At 60.7% G+C, this 21639-nt stretch carries 17 protein-coding genes and 5 tRNA genes; 9 read left to right on the top strand and 13 right to left on the bottom strand.

The window, feature by feature from the left end:
* Positions 1-24 precede the first annotated feature (24 nt).
* The 9 genes from nusG to IPM54_32490 form a co-directional block, all read right to left on the bottom strand.
* Entirely contained in the window at positions 25-555 is a 531-nt protein-coding gene (gene nusG, locus IPM54_32530) for a transcription termination/antitermination protein NusG (GenBank protein MBK9264499.1), read from the bottom strand.
* A 21-nt stretch (positions 556-576) separates the two neighbouring features.
* On the bottom strand, positions 577-975 hold the full coding sequence (gene secE / locus IPM54_32525; protein ID MBK9264498.1) for a preprotein translocase subunit SecE: 399 nt from the start codon (positions 973-975) through the stop codon (positions 577-579).
* A 352-nt stretch (positions 976-1327) separates the two neighbouring features.
* A tRNA-Trp gene (locus IPM54_32520) sits at positions 1328-1400 on the bottom strand.
* Between the two features lie 37 nt (positions 1401-1437).
* Positions 1438-1539, bottom strand: coding sequence for a 50S ribosomal protein L33 (rpmG, locus tag IPM54_32515; GenBank protein ID MBK9264497.1), 102 nt, complete (start codon positions 1537-1539; stop codon positions 1438-1440).
* Positions 1540-1613: 74 nt separating this feature from the next.
* Complete coding sequence (gene tuf / locus IPM54_32510; protein ID MBK9264496.1) at positions 1614-2804, bottom strand: elongation factor Tu; 1191 nt, start codon at positions 2802-2804, stop codon at positions 1614-1616.
* A 58-nt stretch (positions 2805-2862) separates the two neighbouring features.
* A tRNA-Thr gene (locus IPM54_32505) sits at positions 2863-2938 on the bottom strand.
* A gap of 10 nt (positions 2939-2948) precedes the next feature.
* Positions 2949-3024, bottom strand: a tRNA-Gly gene (locus IPM54_32500).
* A gap of 87 nt (positions 3025-3111) precedes the next feature.
* Positions 3112-3193: transfer RNA gene (locus tag IPM54_32495), tRNA-Tyr, on the bottom strand.
* Positions 3194-3338: 145 nt separating this feature from the next.
* Positions 3339-3411: transfer RNA gene (locus IPM54_32490), tRNA-Thr, on the bottom strand.
* Positions 3412-3760: 349 nt separating this feature from the next.
* On the opposite strand from IPM54_32490, the gene IPM54_32485 reads away from it, so the two are divergent.
* Both IPM54_32485 and IPM54_32480 read left to right on the top strand, forming a co-directional pair.
* Positions 3761-5668 carry a protein kinase gene (locus IPM54_32485; GenBank protein MBK9264495.1) on the top strand — a complete coding sequence of 636 codons (1908 nt, stop codon included), beginning with the start codon at positions 3761-3763 and terminating at the stop codon, positions 5666-5668.
* Positions 5669-6011: 343 nt separating this feature from the next.
* The gene (locus IPM54_32480) at positions 6012-6269 is read left to right on the top strand and encodes a hypothetical protein (protein ID MBK9264494.1); all 258 of its coding nucleotides are present in this window, start codon (positions 6012-6014) and stop codon (positions 6267-6269) included.
* Between the two features lie 39 nt (positions 6270-6308).
* Here IPM54_32480 and IPM54_32475 read toward each other — a convergent pair whose 3' ends face one another.
* Both IPM54_32475 and IPM54_32470 read right to left on the bottom strand, forming a co-directional pair.
* On the bottom strand, positions 6309-7943 hold the full coding sequence (locus IPM54_32475) for a hypothetical protein (GenBank protein MBK9264493.1): 1635 nt from the start codon (positions 7941-7943) through the stop codon (positions 6309-6311).
* A gap of 4 nt (positions 7944-7947) precedes the next feature.
* Entirely contained in the window at positions 7948-8661 is a 714-nt protein-coding gene (locus tag IPM54_32470) for a hypothetical protein (protein MBK9264492.1), read from the bottom strand.
* Positions 8662-8831: 170 nt separating this feature from the next.
* On the opposite strand from IPM54_32470, the gene IPM54_32465 reads away from it, so the two are divergent.
* The 5 genes from IPM54_32465 (at position 8832) to IPM54_32445 (ending at position 15257) form a co-directional block, all read left to right on the top strand.
* Positions 8832-10364, top strand: a complete 1533-nt coding sequence (locus IPM54_32465; protein ID MBK9264491.1) for a prolipoprotein diacylglyceryl transferase — start codon at positions 8832-8834, stop codon at positions 10362-10364.
* Positions 10365-10366: 2 nt separating this feature from the next.
* Complete coding sequence (locus IPM54_32460) at positions 10367-11029, top strand: bifunctional phosphoribosyl-AMP cyclohydrolase/phosphoribosyl-ATP diphosphatase HisIE (protein MBK9264490.1); 663 nt, start codon at positions 10367-10369, stop codon at positions 11027-11029.
* Positions 11030-11118: 89 nt separating this feature from the next.
* Complete coding sequence (locus tag IPM54_32455) at positions 11119-13035, top strand: hypothetical protein (GenBank protein MBK9264489.1); 1917 nt, start codon at positions 11119-11121, stop codon at positions 13033-13035.
* Positions 13036-13059: 24 nt separating this feature from the next.
* Entirely contained in the window at positions 13060-14589 is a 1530-nt protein-coding gene (locus tag IPM54_32450) for a BamA/TamA family outer membrane protein (protein MBK9264488.1), read from the top strand.
* Positions 14586-15257, top strand: coding sequence for a hypothetical protein (locus IPM54_32445; GenBank protein ID MBK9264487.1), 672 nt, complete (start codon positions 14586-14588; stop codon positions 15255-15257). The genes IPM54_32450 and IPM54_32445 overlap by 4 nt, the downstream gene beginning before the upstream one ends.
* A 36-nt stretch (positions 15258-15293) precedes the next feature.
* Here the strand turns inward: IPM54_32445 and IPM54_32440 are convergent, their stop codons facing one another.
* On the bottom strand, positions 15294-17501 hold the full coding sequence (locus IPM54_32440; protein ID MBK9264486.1) for a sigma-70 family RNA polymerase sigma factor: 2208 nt from the start codon (positions 17499-17501) through the stop codon (positions 15294-15296).
* 130 nt (positions 17502-17631) lie between these two features.
* On the opposite strand from IPM54_32440, the gene IPM54_32435 reads away from it, so the two are divergent.
* Both IPM54_32435 and IPM54_32430 read left to right on the top strand, forming a co-directional pair.
* Entirely contained in the window at positions 17632-18237 is a 606-nt protein-coding gene (locus IPM54_32435) for a bifunctional precorrin-2 dehydrogenase/sirohydrochlorin ferrochelatase (protein ID MBK9264485.1), read from the top strand.
* 123 nt (positions 18238-18360) lie between these two features.
* Positions 18361-19599 (top strand): PEGA domain-containing protein, encoded by a 1239-nt coding sequence (locus tag IPM54_32430; protein ID MBK9264484.1) that lies wholly within the window; start codon positions 18361-18363, stop codon positions 19597-19599.
* 83 nt (positions 19600-19682) lie between these two features.
* Here the strand turns inward: IPM54_32430 and hflX are convergent, their stop codons facing one another.
* Positions 19683-21512, bottom strand: coding sequence for a GTPase HflX (hflX, locus tag IPM54_32425; protein ID MBK9264483.1), 1830 nt, complete (start codon positions 21510-21512; stop codon positions 19683-19685).
* Positions 21513-21639: the final 127 nt, after the last annotated feature.

Below are 21639 nucleotides of genomic sequence, written 5' to 3'. Positions count from 1 at the left end.
TTCTCTACCGCGCGGCAGCGTCGCTCAACGCTTCTCCACGGCTGAAAAATCAAGCTCCACACTCGTGGGGCGCCCGAAAATAGACACCTTCACCTTCAGCTTCTGCTTATCCATCTTCACGTCATCCACCGTGCCCGTGAAGTTGGCGAAAGCCCCATCGAGCACGCGAACTTCTTCGCCTACCTCGAAAGTCAGCTTCGGCTTGGGTTTGACCGCCCCCTCGACGATGCCTCGCCGCAAACTCTCAATCTGCGGCGCCGGCACCTCCTGCGGCGTCTGGTTGCCAATGAAACCAGTTACCTTCGGCGTGTCCTTGACGAGATGCCACACGACCTCACTCATGTCCATCTCGACGAAAATGTACCCCGGCAGGCTCAACTTCTGACGAACTCGCGTCTTACCGCCAGGCCGGTTCTCCGTAACCGTTTCGCTCGGGATCAGGATCTCCCCAATCTTGTCGTCGAGCCCATGCTGCTTGGCCCGCTGCTGGAGCGCATCGCGCACCTTCGCCTCGAATCCCGAGTAGGTGTGAATGACGTACCACTTCTTCGCCATGATTCGTGGCTCCCGAACGGACTAGCTCCCGGTCCCGTAGACGATGCTGGTCACGAACGACCACAACCTGTCGAGCAACGCTAGGTACAACGTTGCAAAGGAACTTGCTGCAATGACGACCAACGTCGAGTTCGTGACGTCCTTCTTCGTCGGCCATTTGACCTTCATGAGCTCCGAAGCCACTTCGTCGGTCCACGTTCGCACATCAGGACGACGATACGTTCGAAGCACCACCACGAGAGCAACGATGCCACCAAAGACCATCGCGAAGGTCGTCCGGCTCTCTTCGGGCACTGCCGCAAGCGAGGGCAAGGATTGGTTGAACCAATCGCGGCTAGCAAGATCCGACCAGAGGGTCTGAACCACCTTGCCAAGAATGTACCCACCAAGAATGGCTGCCGCGAAAAACCCAGCCATCACATAACGGTCGGCGCCGAGCGGCCGCGCAACGGCGTCTTCCGAGTCATCCGCAGCCGCTTCGTCTTGCTCGCCGTCTTGCGACTCTTCTTCTTCCGCTTCTTCCGAATCGCCTGCGGCTGCTTCGAGATCAGACGACTCACGCACCACGAGCGAGGCTTCCGAGCCCTCGTCCCGAGCAGCGTCGTCAGCAGCCTCTTCGCTGCCTTTCTTCGCCGCATCTTTTTCTTTTCGTGTTGCCATCGCCTTTGTCTCGACCACACCATCGATGCTCACCAAAGCATCGACAACCAACCCGAATCTTTGAGCAGGCGCCCTATCTCGCTGCCGTACCGCTACTGAAAAAGGGCCCCAGCAGGGGCAGAGAGGCTCGAACTCCCGACCTGCGGATTTGGAATCCGCTGCTCTACCAACTGAGCTATACCCCTTCAGTCCGCTTGGCACTTTGCGAGCCGAGCGGAACCTCTACTTCGTCTCCCGATGCATAGTGTGCTTCTTGCACGTCGGGCAAAATTTCTTGATCTCTATGTGGCTACCGGGAGCCTTCGTCGTCTTGTAATTCCTCATCTTGCACTCGGTGCAGGCCAACGAAACCGTCTCTCGCGTTTTGCGCCCACCGCTGGCCTGCACCTCGTCACCCGCTACTCGAGAATCTTCGTAACGACCCCAGCGCCAACGGTCTTCCCACCCTCGCGGATGGCAAACCGCATCTGCTCCTCGAGAGCTACGGGGGCGATGAGCTCGATGTTCATCGTGATGTTGTCGCCCGGCATGACCATCTTCACGCCTTCGGGCAGCATCACCGTACCCGTCACGTCCGTCGTGCGGATGTAGAACTGGGGACGATAATTCGTGAAGAACGGCGTGTGACGACCGCCCTCTTCCTTCTTCAAGACGTACACCTCGCCGAGGAACTTCGTGTGCGGCTTGATCGAACCGGGCTTGGCGAGCACCTGACCGCGCTCGATCTCGTCCTTCTCGACACCACGCAAGAGGCACCCGACGTTGTCGCCAGCTTGGCCTTGATCGAGCAGCTTGCGGAACATCTCGACGCCCGTGACGACGGACTTCCTCGTGTCCTTGAAGCCGAGAATCTCGATCTCTTCGCCAACCTTGATCACGCCGCGCTCGATACGACCCGTCGCGACCGTACCACGGCCCTTGATCGAAAAGACGTCTTCGACCGCCATGAGGAAGGGTTTGTCCACGGCACGCTCGGGCTCGGGAATGTAGCTGTCGAGCGCATTGAGGAGCTCCTTGATCGATAGCTTCCACTTCGCATCGCCCTGAAGCGCCGGAAGCGACGCACCACGAACGACGGGCGCGTTGTCGCCATCGAACTTGTACTTGTTGAGGAGCTCGCGGACTTCCATCTCGACGAGGTCGAGCATCTCGGGGTCGTCGACCGCGTCGCACTTGTTGAGGAACACGACGAGGTGGTTCAGACCGACCTGACGCGCGAGGAGCACGTGTTCGCGGGTCTGCGGCATGACGCTGTCGAGCGCGCTGACGACGAGAATCGCGCCGTCCATCTGCGCCGCACCCGTGATCATGTTCTTGATGTAGTCGGCGTGTCCGGGGCAGTCGACGTGCGCATAGTGTCGCTTCGGCGACTCGTATTCGACGTGCGCCGCAGCAATCGTCACCGTCTTGGTCTCGTCGCGAACCGTACCGCCCTTGGCGATGTCGGCGTACGAGATCACCTTGGCGAGCTTGTCCTCGGACTGGACCTTGACGATGGCTGCAGTGAGCGTGGTCTTGCCATGATCGATGTGACCGATCGTGCCGACGTTCACGTGGGGCTTGGTTCGATTGAATTTCTCTTTGGCCATCGAGCTGTCTCCTGACGATTGCCGACCAATTCGGTCGCGCGAGCAATTCTTCCCTTCGTGGAGCCCACCATCGGGCTTGAACCGACGACCTCGTCCTTACCAAGGACGTGCTCTACCAACTGAGCTAGGTGGGCAATGGGCCGGTGGAGCGGGCGACCGGGTTCGAACCGGCGACGTTCAGCTTGGAAGGCTGACGCTCTACCAACTGAGCTACGCCCGCGAATCTGAAAGCATCGAGTTTCCCCTTTGCTTCGTCCTCAAACGATCGAGCCGGCCCTGCTGGTCGAAACACCTTTCGGCGTTTCGGTGGAGGGTGTTGGATTCGAACCAACGTAGGCATCGCCGGCAGATTTACAGTCTGCTCCCTTTGGCCGCTCGGGCAACCCTCCATATGTCAATGCAAACGATCCCGTGTCTACTCACGGTTTGTCTCAGTACGCGTCTCCTTGGCTCTCGTCTCTCCCGTTCCTCAATCGGCCTTTACGTTCTCTTCATGATCTGCCACCGGGTTCGCCCCCCGTCTGAACCCCACGGAGCTGACGAGGGGACTTGAACCCCTAACCCCCTGCTTACAAGGCAGGTGCTCTACCGATTGAGCTACGCCAGCGAGTCCTCCTCGAAGACAGACCAGTCCCGGCGAAGGGGAGCAGGCTCTTAGCCCCTTGCAATGGGCATGTCAAGAGTCGTTGCACGATTTGTTGTTCGTCCGTTCTTCCGACCCGTCCCCAACGAATCCTCGCGATCTCTGCCTCAGCATCATCCCTACCACAAACCGTCCACGCTCCCTGCACCATCGTCCCGAACACGTTCACACAACGGGCGTCAACTTCTTGCACAGAATGCTTGCGACTTGCGATCCTGCGCGTCCAATAGCACTCGCGACACGCAAAGCTCGCCGCAACGAAGCAAGAATGTGAGCGGCGCGCAAAGACTTGGGGTAGAGGGTCTTACGCATCATGGAGTGTCCCGCCTGTCACCACTCGAACATCGATGGAGCTCGCTTTTGCGCCAAATGCGGCGCGCCGCTCCCAACACCCACGTCCGATGAAGATCCCTTGATCGGCTCGATCGTCGGCGGTCGTTATCGCATCACCGACATCCTCGGCGAGGGCGGCATGGGGCGCGTGTACACCGCCGAGCAACAGATGGGCACCACCGTGCGCAAAGCCGCGGTGAAAACGCTGCTCGCGCAATACGCCAAAGACCCTCAAGTTCTCGCTCGCTTCAACCGCGAATGCGGCACCGTCGCCGAACTCGAACACCCCAACACGATCAAGGTCTACGACTTCGGACAAACCAACACCGGCGAGCTCTACATCGCGATGGAGCTGCTCGTTGGTACGTCGCTCGAAGAAGCCCTCGAGAAGGGCGGCGCGATGCAACCCGAACGCGTCGAACGCATCATCGGACAAGCCGCCGGATCGCTCCAAGAAGCACACGACAAAGGCATCGTTCATCGCGATCTCAAACCGGCAAACATCTTCCTCACCAAGCGTGCCGGCGAAGACGACTACGTCAAAGTGCTCGACTTCGGCATCGCCAAACGCGCCGAACGACCAGACTCCAAAGAGCAAAAACTCACGCAGCAAGGCACGGTGCTCGGAACACCGCCCTACATGAGTCCGGAGCAGTTTCGTGGACAAGAGCTCGATGCCCGCAGCGACATCTACTCGCTCGCCGTCGTGACGTACGAAATGCTCACCGGACGGCTTCCTTTCGAGGCCGATACGCCGTGGGCATGGGCAACGCAGCATCTGACGGCACAACCGTTTCCGTTCGAAGTAACGCCGGTCGGAGCGAACGTGCCGCCGAAGATGCGAGCCGCGATCCTGCGTGGTCTCGAGAAAGATCGAAACAAACGCCAAGCGTCCGTGAAGCAGTTTTTCGAGGAACTGTCGCTGGGTGGTGCTCGCGCAGGTGCACCCATAACCGGACAACAAGCCGCTCACGCAGGTGCAGGCATGGCCATGGCCGGCATGCCGAGCGGTCAGATGCACGCGATGCCAAGCGGCCAAATGCACGCGATGCCAAGTGGCCAAATGCAGGGCATGCCAAGTGGTCCGATGCCGGCGCGTCCGGGCGGCACCCAGATCGGCGAACCGCTCTTCGTGCAGCAGCAGCCGCAGCCCATGCATGCGCCCGCAGGTCGCACGGTCGTCGACACGGGGCAAAGCGCAGCGATGAGCATGACGCCACAGCCGATGCCAGCGATGCCGATGCACACGCATCAGCAGCCGATGCACGGACACATGGGAGGCCCCGCCTATCCCGCTCCGCCTCCACCACCTCAAGCCGCGGGCAAACAGTCGAACAACATGATGCCCATCATCGCCGGCATCGCGGTGCTCACGCTGCTTGGCATCGTCGGCGTCATCTTCGCGTTCAGCGGCAGCAAGAGCTCGGGCAGCGACGGTGAAGTGCTCACCTTGCCGTCAGCTACGACGCCTACGGCTGTCGTCGTCGCATCGGATCCACCAACCACACCATCGAGCAGCGCAACGGCCGAGCCTGCGTCGTCCTCCACAGGTACGATCGGGACTGCTGCAGGCACCTCCACCGCAGGCTCTGGCTCCACGGCGTCGACGACGACCACCACATCGAAGCCAACTCCATCGGTGGATCCCAAAGCCGACGCCGCTTGCGACGCCGCCATCTCGCTTGCGCGCGGCACCAACACATCGCTCGCGATCTCGCAATACCGCTCGTGCGCCGGGCCCAAGCGCAGCAGCGCGCTCGCCGCCATCGACGCGTCTGCTGCACGCGAAGTGCAAAGGAAAAAGTGCGCAGCAAAAGGTATCGCGAATCAAGCTGCCGCGATCGGCGCATCGAGCGGCAAGAACGCACTTCCGAAAGAGTGCAAGTAGTCGCGCGTGCTTCCACGCGATCGATCGCAACCCGTCATGAAGTTGACATGCAACAGCGATGGCGCGCGCTTGACGCGCGTCTCCCGCTGGTGCTAGATGGATTCTCGATTGGCGATGAAACGCCACAGAAACAGCTCTGATTGCCAAGGTTCGCGTGGCGACGAAAGAACGTTGCCCGCTGAGCTCGACCCACCACAACGAAGTCGAGTTCGTCATTCGGGACTGCTGGTCGCATTTGGCGCCCTTCGCCCCGAACGCCCTTGGTCGATGCAGCAGAGCAGAAGGTCGTTCACAGGCAATGGGCAGTAAACGCCGCGTGGCCGCTCGTATGACGTGGCCCGAAATGTGTCGTTCCGAGGAATACCGCGGACGCTGGGTGGCACTCGACAACATCCTCTACGAACCGAGCTCGACGCAGCCGCACGAGGCAGACGTCGTCGACAGCGATGAGGACCTTGGAGAGTTGTGCACTCGCATGCGCGAAGCAGACAGAACGGCTTGCGCCATTCTCTTCTGCCAAAACACCCCTTCACCGCCGCGCATGACCCGTCGCGCCATTCGCGCCGAACGAGCTTCACGCAGCGGATCCATGCATCACTGACGGATCGTTTGCACGCAAAGCGATCGCTCGACCCGTTCGTCAACGCAAGACGGGCTTCAGCGTCGGACGGCCGTTCTTCATCACCACGCTGTAGTCGACTTTTCGACCAGGATGCGACGCTTCGAGCTTCTCGGCTTGTTGCCGAAGCTGCTTGGCAAGCGTGTCGAACGTAACGCCCGCGGTCGACTCTTTCACCGAACGCTTCGCATCGACGTACTCACCATAAATCTGCCGGATGCGCTTATCCGACAAACCAGCCGCTTCTCCAGTCGCATCACGCGCACTCGCAGCACGCTCTCGCGCAGCAGCCGCTGCTCGTGCCCCCGCCGCTCGCCGTTCTTCAGTAGCCTCGGGATCACGTCCTGCTTGCGCTGCAGCCTGCTCTCTAGCTTCTGCCGCGACCGCTGCTCGAAGCGCTTCGATGCGCTCTTCACGCGGCTCCGTGCGTCCAGCCAAACCTTCCGCTTCGGCTCGCACGGGAGCTACCTGCGGCGCTGGCCGTTCAACCTTTGCGGCCTGCTCTTCACGCACGCGCGAGCCTTGATCCAACGCCAGATCCAGCGGCCGTTCTGCTTTCGCAGGAGGCTTCTCTTTCGGCTGTGAGCCTCGGTCGAAATCCAGATCCAGCGCTCGCTCCGCCTTCGCCCCTTGCTCCTCTCGCGCTCGCGCTCCCCCACCAAGATCCAACTCCAGATCGAGCGGACGAGTCGACCCCGCTTGCGGCATCGTCGTCTGGCTGCCTCGATGCTTCACCTGAGCCGCGAGCGCAGCCACGCGCCGCTTTTTCGCTTCGGGATCGAGCGGCATCGTCTGCGATCGATGTGCCGGCGCAGGCTCTTGCGACGAAGGTTCCGCCTTCGGCAGCGTCTCCGACGGACGCCGCATCATGATCGGAAACATCGTGTCCGGCCGAATCTTCCTTCGCGCTCCGCCTGGTTTGTCCGGGATGTACTCGAGAATGTCGTCGTCTGCGAGGTCGAGCTCCTCGGGGACGTCCTCCTTTACATTCACGATCGGAGCCGGCATCTGCCCAGACCCACGCACGACGGGTGGAAGCGGCGGAGGCACCGACGGCATTCCAGGACTCGACGCCCTCGGTGGTGGCGGAAGCGGCGGAATGGCAAGAGGCGGCGCGGACCCTTGCGTCGGCTTCGCAATCACCGGCGTCGGACGCGATTCATCATCCGCGTCGGCAATGTCTTCGGCCTCTTGCTCGTCGTCGACGAACAACAGCTCGTCATCCGCGAGCATCTCTTCGTCGATCGTGTGCGTCGTCGTCCTGCGAGCTCGCCGTGCTTCCTGATTTGCAACGAGACGCTGATACTTTTCAGCTTGTTTCCTGCCGAAAATCGTGAGCGTTTCTTTGGCCCCAAAACGAGCTGCAGCACGCGCGACGTCTCGATGATACGTCCCGTTGTCGATCTCGCGAGCCACGCGCGCCCAGTACTGCTGGAACGAATTGTAACGCTGTACGAGGGTTTGGAATTTGAAACGCTGCGCCGTGTTGCGAACTTGCTCGCGCCGCAAAATCATGATGCGCCGATCGACGTCCTTGCGCGGCACGAGCGGCTCGAGCTTCTCGATGCCCATGAAGTACTGCTCGTAAAGCGCCTTCAGCCGTTCGATGCGGCTTTCGAGCTCTTCCAGGGCGTGGTCAACCTCGCTGAAATCCATGCGTTCAAAGCGGCGTAATCCGGAGGTTGTCGAAGCAGACCGGGGCTTCCCAATCGTTGAACCCGAAATGCTCGTGACCCGGCCCGGTAAGCGGATCGTCGTCAGCGAAGTTGAAGTAGACCGTGCCGTTGATCGACCAACTGACCGTGCGGCCGTCCGCACGTTCGATACGAAAACGGTAACTCTGCCCCGAAGATACGGCTCTTTCGCGTTCGTCATCGCTCTGGGGATCGATGTCGATCTCGAGCCTGTCGTTTCCGTGTTCGTCGATTCGGGCGAGAACGTGTTTGGAGTTCTTCCAGCCGCCGAAAATGGCGATGTAACTCGTCGCGTTCGTGTAGGACGTACTCGTCGCGCCGCTCCGACCGTCGCCCCACGCCTCGACCTTGATGTCCCCCACGGCGCTTTCGGCAATCGCGTCGAACTCGATACGCGCATTCGTGGGAATTCTACGCTTTAACCAAATTCCCTTGTTTCTCGCGCCTTGTCCGCAGAGACGTCCATTGTCGATGCGCCATTTCGGAGCGAGTGCGTTCCAGTCGTCACCGAGCTCTGCGCGATCGAACGAGTCTTCGTAGGGCGCCGTAATCATCGGGCCTGTTGGCGCGACGTGCGCCGAATCCGCGGCTTTGCGAGCAGGAAGCGTCGCGGGCGGACGAACCGTCGAGCCCAACGGGTCTCCCGTAGGTGGCCCTTCGGGCACGCAAGACACGAGCATCACGAGGAAAAATGCACTTGGAACGATGGCTCGTGCAGGCACGGGCGCATCGTAGCAGTGCTGGGCGCTGAACCAAAGATCCGGCTATCGAGTCGTCCCCGGTAGCGGGCAACCGCCGCAATTGAGACAGCGCGCTTGCCCGGCACTTGCGGCGAGCGTAAGGAGAGCCCGTGCATCCCATCCTGTTTCGCATTCCGATTCCGCACGCAGACGTCCCCCTCATGTGGCTTCTGCTCGTCGCTGCGGCCATTGCACTCGTCGTCGCCTTTTTTCAATTCCGCGCGCAAAGCAAGGGGGGCGCGATCATTGCCGGCGTCGCCGCCCTCGCTCTCGCCGCTTATGCCTTCAAGATGCAAGGCAAGACGTTCGCGATAGGCCCACTGCCCATCTACAGCTACGGCGTGATGCTCGGTTTGTCGCTCGTCGTCGGATGGTATCTGACGCTGGGGCTCGCGGAACGAGATGGTTTGCCCAAGGAAGTGATGGCAAACAACTATGTCGTCACCGCCGTCGCTGCCGTCGCCGGTAGCCGCATTTTGTACATCCTGACGAACCTCGACGAATTCGACTCGCTTCCGGCCATGATGGACGTGCGCAAGGGCGGACTCGTCGCGTATGGCGGGTTCATCGGTGGGTTCCTCGGATCGCTCTTTTACCTGCGACGATACAACCTCCCGCTTTTGCCCTGGGCCGACGTGGCCGTCCCGAGCCTCGCATCGGGCCTGATGATCACGCGCATCGGTTGTTACCTATTCGGTTGCGACTTCGGGCATCAATTGCCGAAAGACGCTCCCGCGTTCCTGCAAAAACTCGGCACGTTTCCCCGTTGGGACACGGGCCTCATCGACGCTTCCGGTGGCGGCCCCTCGGGTTCTCCCGCGTGGCTGCAGCACCTGAAGAAGCACCTCATCTCCGACGACGCGACGGCATCGTTGCCCGTGCATCCCACACAACTCTACGAGTCACTCGTAGGCGCAAGTTTGCTTGCGCTGCTGCTCATCTCGCGTCGCTACCAAAAGTTTCGAGGTCAAATCTTTTTGATCTTCACGTTCGCCTACGGCATCTGCCGCTTCAGCCTCGAAATGCTGCGTGCAGACGACGAACGAGGGTGGATTCCGCCTTCGCTTCCCGAGCACGTCCTGATGCCTCTGTCCTTCATCCTCTTCGCGATCGGCTACATCATCGGCCCGTCGAAGATGATCGAAAACCCGACGATCCGCAGCGTCACACGCGTCCTCGGGTTCATCCCCGCGATCGTCGTTTTCTTTGCACTCAAACCAGAGTCGTTCGGCACATCGGTCACGGTGCAGCTCTCGACGTCGCAAGCCGTCGCTCTCTCGACGGGCGTCGCCGCGTGCATGGCATTCTCCGTTTATTACCAAGCCGCCCTCGCTCATCCCGCGGCAGCAATGGCCATCGTCTTGCCGCCATCGCTGCTAGCTGGTGAAGCAGCAGTTGCAGAAGCGGCAGTCGTCAGCAAGGTCGCGGACGAAGACGATGACGACGCCAGCGAGGCGAAGCCCAAAAAGAAAGCGGCCGACGACAGCGAAGCGGCCCCGCGCAAGAAAAAGAAGAAGACACGCAAGCCTGCCGAGTCGAAAGACGTTGGTGCTCAAACGGGTGAAACCGCCGAAGCCGCGCCCAAGAAGAAAAAGAGCACCGAAGAGCGCACGAGCAATCCACCCGAGGCCGAGGAGAGTTGATCGTGCAAATCGGCTGGGCAGCATCGGAGCTCGTCCCCGCCGTCGTGCAAGATCGCCTCACCGGCCAAGTGCGCATGGTCGCGTACGTCAGCCGGGAATCGCTCGCGCGTACCATCGAAACAGGACGCGCAACGTTCTTCAGTCGATCACGTCAGGAGCTTTGGGAAAAGGGAGCGACGAGCGGCAACGCGCTGCATGTCCACGAGATCGTCGCAGACTGTGACGCCGACGCGCTCCTTTTCCTCGTCGATCCCAAAGGGCCCACCTGTCACACGGGGCAACCATCGTGTTTCTTTCGGCGCGTACGAACCGACGGGACTGCGGAAGATACGGGCACGGATGCCGCAGCGTTTCTCGAGCTGCTCGAACGCGAGATCGCGTCGCGCAAAGCATCGACTGCGCAGAAGAGTTACACGCGATCGCTGCTCGATGGTGGAGCTGCGAAGATTGGCGACAAGCTTCGTGAAGAGGCGGACGAGCTTGCGCGAGCAATCGCAAACGAGCCCTACGATCGCGTCGCAGCGGAAGCAGCAGACGTGGTCTACCACCTGCTCGTAGGCCTCGCGTCGCGCAACGTGCCTGTGCGCGATGTCCTCGCGGTGCTCGCTGCGCGCGCTGGAACGAGCGGCATCGTCGAGAAAGCCCAGCGCGACAAAGCACGCTGAAGGCCCATTCGACCCGCGAAAACGGCCGGTTCATCGTGATACGCTCACGAGTCGACGCTTGCTTTTTCGGCAGAGCGCAGAGGTTCACCATGAAGCTCTCCCGCACTCGTTCTTTTGGGCTCGGAGCATCGTTTGTCGCAGTCGTGCTCGCCGCGTGCGCACCCGATTCGACGATCAATCGACCGACGACGACTGGCACCGGCGGCGCTTCCGGGTCCGGTTCCAGTTCCGGAATGGGTGGTGATGGCGGCATCCTCTTCTTCGATTCGGGCAACGCCTGCGCCGACCCTACGGACAAGGACAAGGACCTCATTGCGGACTCGCTCGAGAAAGGTCCCGATCACGACACGAACGGCGACGGCAGCCCCGATGCGCTCGATGACGACGCCGATGGTGACGGCGTACTCGACAAAGACGAAGCGGCGAATCCTTTCTTGCCACCGGATACGCCGGGACAAGCGCGCGACGATTCCTGTGATCCGCTCGCTGACACCGATGGCGATGGTGATCCCGACGTACGGGATCTCGACAGCGACAACGATGGCGTACCGGACAAACAGGAATCAGCGTACGATCCCGACGGCACGAAGGGATGTCGGGTATCCATCGATTGTGACAAGGACGGCGTGATCGACGTCATCGAAGTTGCAGCGAATTCGGATCCCACGAGCGAGATGTCGGTGCCGGCGGATGCGGGACTTTATTTCGTGCTTCCGTATCAGGAAGGCGAGCAAACCAAGGATTTCACGTTTTCGACGGGCATCGCGAAAGCGGACATTTATTTCATGATCGACACGACCGCGTCGATGCAGCCGGCGATCGACAACCTCAAAGCATCGATCGACACGGAGATCATTCCGACGATTTTGAATGGCGATCCCGCCGCGAATCCCCCGATTCCGGCAATCGATGATGCGTGGATTGGCGTCGGTGAATTCCGGGACGTCCCGTGGCTGCCTTATGGCGAGAACGGGGATCAGCTTTATCGGTACCAATTCAACATCAATGCGCAAACCGTCAAGGGCGACATGGCGCCTCCGGTCTTCGACGGTCAAAAATATTCGGCGCCCGCGGCAACGAAGACGATTCTCGGCGCGCTCACGGCTGGAGGCGGCGGGGATGCTCCCGAGGCGACGACGCAAGCATTGTGGCTTGCCGCGAAAAACGACACGTTTGCGCTGACGATTGGGGGAATTTGGAATCCGGGTACGCCTTATTCGTGCGCGCTCCCTGGAGGCATTGGCATTCCGTGTTTCCGTCCGGGCGGATTGCCCATTTTCGTGATGATCACCGACGCCGCATTCCACAATGGGTCGAACTCGAATTACAACTACGATCCGACCAAAGTCGGCGGCACGGTCAAATCGTATCTCGATACGGTCAATGCGCTGAAGAGCATCCATGCCAAGGTCGTTGGTGTGCCAGTTTCGGGAAACAATCCCAATGCCGCACGGCTCGATCTCACCGACCTTGCAATCAAGACCGACAGCACGTGGTACGATCCGCAGTTTGGCGGGAAAATCAATCCGCTCGTTCCAACGGCCGACGTAGGAGCTGGCAATGTATCGAAGGAAGTCGTTCGATTGCTCGGGCGTTTGGCGGGTGCAGGTTTGCAGGACGTGACGACGTCACGCACGAATTATTCTTGTGCAGGCGACGTCGATTGTACGGGCGATGGAATGCCCGACGCGGCGTACGAAAACCCGGTGGTCGACGTGGGTCCTTTCGATGCGAGCACGCTGATTACGAAGATTGCAACGGTGGAAAGCGCGGGCATGCCGCTTCCTTATTCGAGTCGCTCGGAGTCCACGTTCTTCGGGTTGCGTGGAAACGCGCCCGTCACGTTCCGCGTGCATGCGGAAAACACCACGGTCAAACCCCCGTCACTGCTCGTGATGCGCGCGCTCATTCGCGTCGAAACGCCGGCAGGCCAAGTGCTTGGCGGGAAAAACGGCATCAAGCTCGTATATTTCGTCATTCCGCAATACATTCCGAAGGCAAACTGAGGGCGCTGCCGGCATGTTCAGGCGATGAAGTGTGTGTTTGACGGCGTCGAGATCGCTCGCTTTTTCGCGCCGCTTTTGGCACTCGTGGCCATCACGGCTCCCGCGCGCAGCGAGGACGCGAAAGCACCTCGGTTGCCGGAGGCGCGTGATTCCACGACCGCGGCGACGGGCACGCAAGATCGGCAGCATATTCGATACGTGCTCGAAGGCATCGAGCTGCGGGGAAACGTGCGCACCGCGGGTCGCGTCATTTTGCGCTACGTCAAGTTTCGCGCAGGGGATTTGCTCGACGTCGCCGATCCCGAATTGGAGCTGACCCGATATCGGCTTTTGGGCACGGGGTTTTTCTCGACCGTCGACATGGGCCTTCGCAAAGGTTCGCGACGTGGCGCGGCGGTGCTCGTCATAGAAGTCGTCGAACGCAACACGCTCATCGTGGAGAATCTCTCTGCCGGCGTCGCGGCGGATGAAGATACCGCTGGCAATGCTCGACCGCTTTCGGCGTTTTTGGGTCTACAAGTGGCCGAGACGAATTTGGCGGGTACGGGAATCACGCTCGGCGCGGGTATTGCCATTGCTGCGGATCAATATGCATTGCAGACGCGCTTCGTGGATCCATCCTTCGTGGGAACGGGCTGGTCGGCGGCGGCCACGCTCTTTTACAACGATGGGCGCGACTTTTTCGGTAATCGGGATGTCACGTTCGAGGCGCCGCAGATTCCGCAGCGCGAGGTGACGGATTATGCCGTCGTTGCTTATCGTCGCTTTGGCGCCACGGTGGGCACGGGTCATGACCTCGGAATCGCTTCGGCATTTTCGCTCGCATACCATTTCGAGCAAGTCAATGCGACGGTACCCGTCGCGGCCTCGCACATGCGCGGAGATGCGCGCGAGCCCATATTGTTTTCGATTCTGCCGGGCAGGAGCGTGCTCTCGGAGCTTCGCGCAGCGCTCACGTACGACACGCGCGACGCACCTTTTTTGACGGCCCGAGGGACGTTTGCGCAAGCTGGCGTCACGTTGACGCTGCCCGGAAGCGATTATGCTTATCAAAGCTTCGAAGCGAGCTTTCGCCGCTGGTTTCCATTGCCGCGAAAACACGTGCTCCGCCTTGGAGCGTTTGCTGGAGTCATTGCGGGAGATGCACCATTTTTTCGCAGGTTTTACGTCGGCGATTTCACGGATCTTTTGCCCGATCGCCTGCTCGATCTCGCACCGGATAGAAGGCAGCCGCCCAATTTTTTGAATACGGACATCATTGAAGTACGTTATGGCGATTTTGCCGCAAAGCTCGAAGCCGAATATCGAATTCCGCTCTACGTGGGTCGTGAATCCGTGTACGGTGTGGATATGTTCGGGTCGCTCGGCGTGTATTCCGTGGCGACTCGGCGTGAATTCACGGATCCTCCGCCGGGTTACGAAGGGTTTCGCCGGGTTCCGATCGATTTGACGGGAAATTTGGGATTACGTATCGATACGAAGCTCGGCGGCATAACGCTCGCCTTCTCCAATTTGATTGGACTGATTGCGTCGCGCAATGGAGAGCGCAAGTGAAAGCGAGGCGGGCGGTCGTGACGCTGGCTTTGTTATTGGCTTGGTCCAAGCCGCTTTGGGCGGAGCCTCCGAAGACGCCGGCGGCGCTACCGAGTCGTCATGCCGAAGTAGCGCTCGAGGGGAAACACGTCCTTTTGAGCGTCGCATTTCGGGATGTGGTGGACGCGGAAATATCGAAAAAGCTCGCGAGTGGATTGCCGACGGTGATTGTCCTGCGAGCGTGGCTATTTCGTGACAACGGCGGCGATCCCATCGCCCTTACGGCGAAATCATGCAAGATCGTATATGATTTGTGGGACGAAGTTTATCGACTACAAATCACCCAACCTGGTGGGCAAACGAATTCGGTTGCCGTCAATCAGGAGGGCGTGCTGCGGCAATGTGCGGAAGCAAAGAAATTGCGCCTCGTCGAGCGTGCTGAATTGGCGAGCAGTGCGCGGTTTTTCGTGGCCGCGCTCGTGGAGGTCAATCCGATCAGTCAAGAGACGCTCGACAGGATCAAAAAGTGGGTGACGCGTCCGAATGGAACGGCTTCGGTGAGCAAAGGTGATTCGCTGTTCGGATCGTTCGTGGGCCTTTTCGTGACGCGCATCAGCGACGCGGACAGGAAGCTTGCGTTTCGTACGCAATCGTTTTACCCGCCGAACCCGCCACCGGAAAAGAAGTAGTTTTGAATTGGAAAAGCGGCAACGATTCGAGGAATGTCAAGCACACAAGGCTTCGACACCGCAATATTGCGATTGGTTCGCCACCGCTTCAAAAGCGCTCTTCAACTTCGACTTCGTGCGCTCCTCGAGCTGCCGCACGCGTTCGCGCGAAACGCCGAGACGCCTGCCCAAATCGGCGAGGCTCACTTCATCGTCGCCCGCAAAGAGCCGCGTTTGAACGATGAGCCGTTCGCGAGAATCGAATGATTCGAGCGCATCGTCCACCACGCTGCGCACGAATGCATTGCGCTGCGCAGTTGCCGTTTGAACTTCCGGATCCGACATCGGATCCGAAAGCAGATCCAAAAGCGAAGGACCGTCTCCGCCCGGCGACGCATCGAGCGACGTATCTCGGCTGCCCACGCGCTGGGTCATCGTGCGAATGGCATCCTCGGACGTGTGAAAACGTTTGGCAAGGGCCGCGTCGATCGTGCTGTCGTGTTCGCCGAGCAATGATTCGAGTCGTGCTCGTTCTCGACGCAATCGAAAAAATGTGCGTGACACGAGCGCTCCGCTGCCGCCACCAACGATGCTCCATTCACGCAAAAGGTGTTCCACGACGAACGCACGTATCCAATAAATGGCGTACGTCTTGAAACGAAGATTGCGCGACGGTTCGAATCGACGCACGGCTTCGAGGAGCCCGAGGTTTCCTTCTTCGACGAGATCCGCGAGCTGCATCCCGTACCCTCGGAATTGCGACGCTACCTTCACGACGAATTGCAAATGGCTTTCGACGAGCGCATGGGCCGCGGCGATGTCGCCGTCCCGTCGATAACGCCACGCAAGCTCGAGCTCGGTTGCCTTGTCGAGCGATTGACAACGCGAAATGGCGAAGCGATACGCCGCCAACGTCGAACGCGTGGCGGATTGTGGCGCAGGAGCATCTTCGGCGACGTGCCGAACCATTGGCTTGGGCGCTGGCATTGGCTCCGGCTGTGGCTGAGGATCGGATGATGCAGGCGCTTCATCCGATGCCGACGGCTGCGCCTTGCGCTCGCGATCTCGCCGCGCGGCATGCCCAATCACGTGCTCGATCGGCACAGGCGTCATGGACTGACCGTCAATCTCCAACATCGCGCGATAGACGAAACCGCGCGTCTTTTTCTTGTGACCACCAAGGATCGGCTGAATCGTATTGGGGCTCGTCGCATAACCAAGCCGCTCGACGACATGCGACATCTGGATCGAAAGCTTGCGCATCGTCGTGCCCGGATTGGCCGCCACGTACTTCTGCGCCATCGCCGCAATCGGCTCGGCCCGCACCCACGCCAAGTCGAGCTCGCTGGCAATCAATGCCGCTGGTGTCGGCACGGCAGCGGGCTGCGCCTCCATATCGAGTTGCAAGATCTCTTCGATGGCCGTCGCTACGCCATGACGAACTCGCCGAGCGCGGCCGTCGACGAGCTTCTGGATGTGGGGCAAACCCATCTCGATCCCGCGTTCACGGAGGCGTTCCTTGAGCCGCAATGCAAGCTTGCGCGACGACGGTTCTTTGTGGACGACTTTCCAAGCGCAAGCGACGTCGTGGATCTTCCGCGCGTTCTCGAAGAAGCGACCTTCGTGCGAAGCGTGGATCTCGTTCGACAATTCGTTCCAGCGCGCTTCGGCCTGCTCCGCATTCTCGATGCCGTCGGCCTGCAACATCCCGAGCAGCACGTCTTTGATCTCGCGCCGCACGAGCTGCTGTTTGCCCGCGAGGATGCTTTGCAACGAATCGATGTTCAGGCGGATGCCCATACGTTCGAGCTCGCTGCGCAAACGCAACGCCAGCGCGCGCTTCGACTGATCCGGATGCAGGTAGAGCCAGAGCTTTGCGAGCGGGAGAGCTCGTTCGCGGGCAATGTAGATCGGAAGAACGTCCGCAGCGCCGATGTCGAAACCGTCGTCGATGCTCGCAAGTCGTTCATGATTGTCATGAGCGGCATCGCCCCCAACGAGCTCGGAAATGATGTCGCGCAACGTGGAGTGCACTTCCGGCGGAATGGTTGCGACGGCGCCGGAGATCTGCCGCTTGAGTGTACGCAGGTGATAGTCGATCCCGCGCGTCGCTAGCCGCTGCCGCAGAGCGCGTGCGAGCGCTTCGCGTGAAGTCCCTGGGTTTCGCTCGACAAACCGCGCCACCGCAGCGCGAAATGTCGCGCCCGGGATGCGTTCGGTCGCACTGATCGCAGTGACCGCTTGCGCTTGGTTGCTTCTGTCCACGACCGACCTCCTTCAATTCGTATGCGTGACCGCAACGACACGTCGTCGGACGTTGTGACAACGTGTGTCTAATGTTTGATAATCTATAAACAAACCATAGACAAGCGCAACGTGTGTTATTGACGGCGCCGTGCGTTTTTTCCCGGTGGAGCTCGATGTGGCGGGGCGCGAAGCGCTCGTCGTGGGTGCGAGTGGTGAGGTGGTGTCCAAGATCGGACGGCTGCTCGATGCGGGCGCGCGGGTCTTGGTCGTGACGACGGGGCCGCTGGATCCAGCGGTCGAGCAGTGGGTGGCCGAGGGGCGAGTGGTGTTCGAGCGGCGGGAGGCACGGCTCGAAGACGTCGATGGCAAGGTGCTGGTGTTTGTCGCGACAACCGATGCGGATCGTGCAGCGCCTTTTTACAAGCGGGCGGTCGATGAGGGGCGCCTGCTTTGCACGCTTGATCGGCCGGAGCTTTCGACGTTCGCGAATCGTGCGGTCGTGCATGCGTCTGGGATGACGATGACGTTCGCCTCGGGCGGCGCGGCGCCGGGAGCGTTGCGGCGGATCCGCGAAGATCTCGAGGTGCTCTTTGCGGATCCGCGGTTCGGCCGGTTCCTCGATGCGCTCGGGCGACTGCGGGCTCGGCTGCCTCGGGGAGAGCGAGCGGCGAAGATGGCCGAAGCGGTGCGGGGGTTTGGCATCGACGCCACATTGCGATTTCCAACGTGGCTCGACGAACGCGACCCGCCGTGACGTACCCCGAGATCAAGAAGCGCAAGCAAAGTGCGCAAACCTCTTGTGTCGAGAGCGCAGTGAGGGTTATGTCTCCCGATCTCAAAGATCGAAGATGAGTCGAGTTTGAGGAGGGCTTTGGATATGCGATCGAGTTCGAGCCGGCTGACGTCGTTCTGCACAGCAGCGCTGCTCTCGGGTTTGTCTGCGCTCGCTGCCTCGCCGGCCTACGGGCAGACCGCGAAGGCGCCAGCAGCACCTGCCGCCAAACCGGCAGCACCCGCAGCAAAACCGGCAGCACCCGCAACACCAGCAAAACCGGCAGCGCCCGCGGCAAAACCGGCAGCGCCCGCGGCAAAACCGGCAGCGCCCGCGGCAAAACCGGCCGATAAGGCGGCTGCGAAGCCGGACGACAAGGCCGCGAAACCGCCCAAGCCGCTCACGGCAGCGCAGAAAAAAGAAGCGGCCAAGAAGGCGTTCAAAGAAGGCGAGACGCTCTTCGAAAAGGGTGATTTTGCCGGAGCATACGCTGCCTACAAGACGGCTGACGAAATGCTCCCGGGCGTCAACCCGAAGTTCAAGATGGCCGTTTCGCTGGACAAACTGAACAAAGTCGTCGAAGCAGCGGCTGCGTACCAAGTGTTCATCGATGCCATCGATGAACAGGCGAAAACCGACAAGAAGTTCGACGCGAAGAAGTACGAAGACAAAGTCGCCGAGTCGAAGACCCGCATCGAAGCGCTGAAGAAGACGCCCGGAACGCTCAAGATCGCGGTGTCTCCTGCAACCGCCGCGAACGTGATGGTCTCGGTCGATGGCCAGGCTCCGGTGCCCGCCAAGGAGCTGAGCCTGCCGCCTGGCAAGCACACGCTCGCGTTCACCGCGGACGAGCACGAACCGCTCACGCAAGACGTCGAGGTGAACTTTGCGGAGACGAAGGACGTCAACGTCACGTTGACCCCGAAGCCCCCGCCGCCGCCTCCGCCGCCTCCGCCGCCTCCGCCGCCGCCTCCGCCGCCGCCTCCGCCGCCGCCTCCGCCGCCGCCCAAGTCGAACATTCCGGCGTACGTGACGCTCGGTCTCGCAGGCGCTGGTGGCATCGTCGGCACGATCTTCGGCGTCTCCGCGCTGAGTGCGAAGAGCGACTTCGAGGAAAATCCGACCGTGGACAACGCCGATCGAACCGATCGCAACGCGCTCATCTCCGACATGTCGTTCGCCGTGGCGATCACATTCGGCGTGACGGGTGCCGTGCTGCTCTTCGGTGGCGATGACAAACCCGCAGATCCTGCGAAGGCGTCGCTGTTCCAGCCCACCAAGCCGGTCGTCGTTCCCTGGGCGACTGCAACTGGTGGCGGTGTCGCAACGTCGTTCAAGTTCTGATCCATCTGTCAGAAGCGCAAAGCGCCCTGCATTCGCCTCGATCGCGAACGCAGGGCGCTCTCGCATTTACGCTTCGCGATTGGTCAGGCCCCAATCGTGGTCCGACGATACCGCTTGCTCGCCAGCATTTCTTCGAGCGTCGTGAGCGACGAATTTTCCAGCATCGCTACCGCTGCAACGTCTTCATCGCCCGCGTCGAGTTGCGGTTCGTCCGTCGCACTGCTGTACCCAGACAAACTCGACCGTTCCCATCGTTCCTTCAAACGTGAAGCAATCATGGCGAGCAGCGCGCGCGTGGATTCGCGATCGCGCGCGCTCGTGATCACCGCATCTTTGCGTCCCACGAGCAGCCTTCGCGCTTCACCCGGCTCGATCAAGTCGATCTTGTTGAACACCACGATGCGCGGAATCGACGCCAGACCAAGCTCCCCAAGCAGCTCCTCCGTCGTGGCGATCTGCTGATCCCGCGCAGGATCGCTCGCGTCGACCACGTGCAGCAGAAGATCCGCATCCGCCGTTTCCTCGAACGTTGCGCGAAACGCTGCAAACAGGTCCTTGGGCAGCTCGCGAATGAAGCCCACGGTGTCCGTGATGATCACCTCACGCTCTTCCGGAAAACGCAGCCTTCGCGAACGCGTGTCGAGCGTCGCGAAGAGTTTGTCCTCGGCGATCGTGTCGGAACCCGTGAGCGTATTGAGCAGCGTGCTCTTGCCCGCGTTCGTATAGCCCACGATGCTCACGATCGGCACGCCTTGTCTCGAGCGCTTGCGCCTGCGTTGTTCACGCTGACGGCTCAATTTCTTGAGCTCGTCCTCGAGAAAGCTCACGCGTTCTTTCGCGCGCCGACGTCCAATTTCGAGCTTGGTTTCGCCAGGGCCACGGCCGCCGATGCCGCCGGTGAGACGCGAGAGTGAATCGTCCTTTTGGGACAAACGCGGAAGCGCGTACTTGAGTTGCGCCAGCTCCACTTGAAGCTTGCCGTCGGCCGATTCGGCGCGCTGCGCGAAGATGTCCAGAATGAGCTGCGTTCGATCGAGGATCTTCAGATCCGAATGTTTGGCGATCGCCGAAGCCTGCGACGGGTTCAAATTGCGATCGAAAACGAGCGTGGCCGCATCGAGCTCGGCCGCGCGCAAGACGATGTCGTCGAGTTTGCCCTTACCAACGATGAGGCGCGGGTCGATCCTTTCGCGAAGCTGAATGACCGTGTCGGCGACGTCGACACCGGCCGTGCGTGACAGCTCGGACAGTTCACGCAAGCTCTCCTCTGCGTTCGTGTATGCGCCTTGTTTCGACTTTTCCGCGACGTGCACGAGGATGGCTCGACCGTCTTTGGCCGTCGTCGAAACGGTGCGTGAACGTTTCGCGAATTCGTCTTCGAGCGCGGCGATGAGCGCACCGAAGTCCGTATCGATGCGACCGATCGGTTGCGGCTCGACGCGCCTGTAAGGCAGTCGGTTGCGTGGATCTTCATCCGCAGCGACGGGAGAAGGCGGCGTGTTGTACGCGTAGTCCATCGTCTTCGCTTCGCCTTCGGCGGATAGCTGAATGGCGGCGACGAGGTCGAGACGCAGGCGGACGAGGTCGACGATGTCATCGCGCGTGAGCGGCTCGTTGTAGAGGTGCGTGTGGACGAGACGCAGTGCACGAAAGCGTCCTTCGGCCGCGCGGAGGCGTCCGATGTCGGGGAGCATGAGTTTCGTTGCATCACCAACGATGACGTAGTCGATCGCGCCTGATCGATGAACGAGAGCACCAACTTGGCGGCCCGTCTCTTTGGATGCTTCAGCGAGCGACTTGATGAGCTCCGGCGTCGCGATGTGCTCGAGGGGCACTTTACGGCGGTAGATGCGTTCGAGTGTCTTGTGTGCGGCGGGGCTGAGCCCGTTCGTGTTTCCGTAGATTTGAGGCATGCGGGGGTGGTTCTCCGTTCATAACGCAAGCCTTGTTCGTCTGGGAGGGGCAGAAAATTTCGAAAGGTTGTTGTGATCGGCAGGCAGGTCGCGCGCGTTCATGACGACGTGCGTGAAGGCATCTGTG

The sequence above is a fragment of the Polyangiaceae bacterium genome, assembly GCA_016715885.1.
Taxonomy (GTDB): Bacteria; Myxococcota_A; Polyangia; order Polyangiales; family Polyangiaceae; genus Polyangium.
Note: the sequence above shows the minus strand (reverse complement) of the source record. Positions and strands in the feature narration are given on the sequence as shown.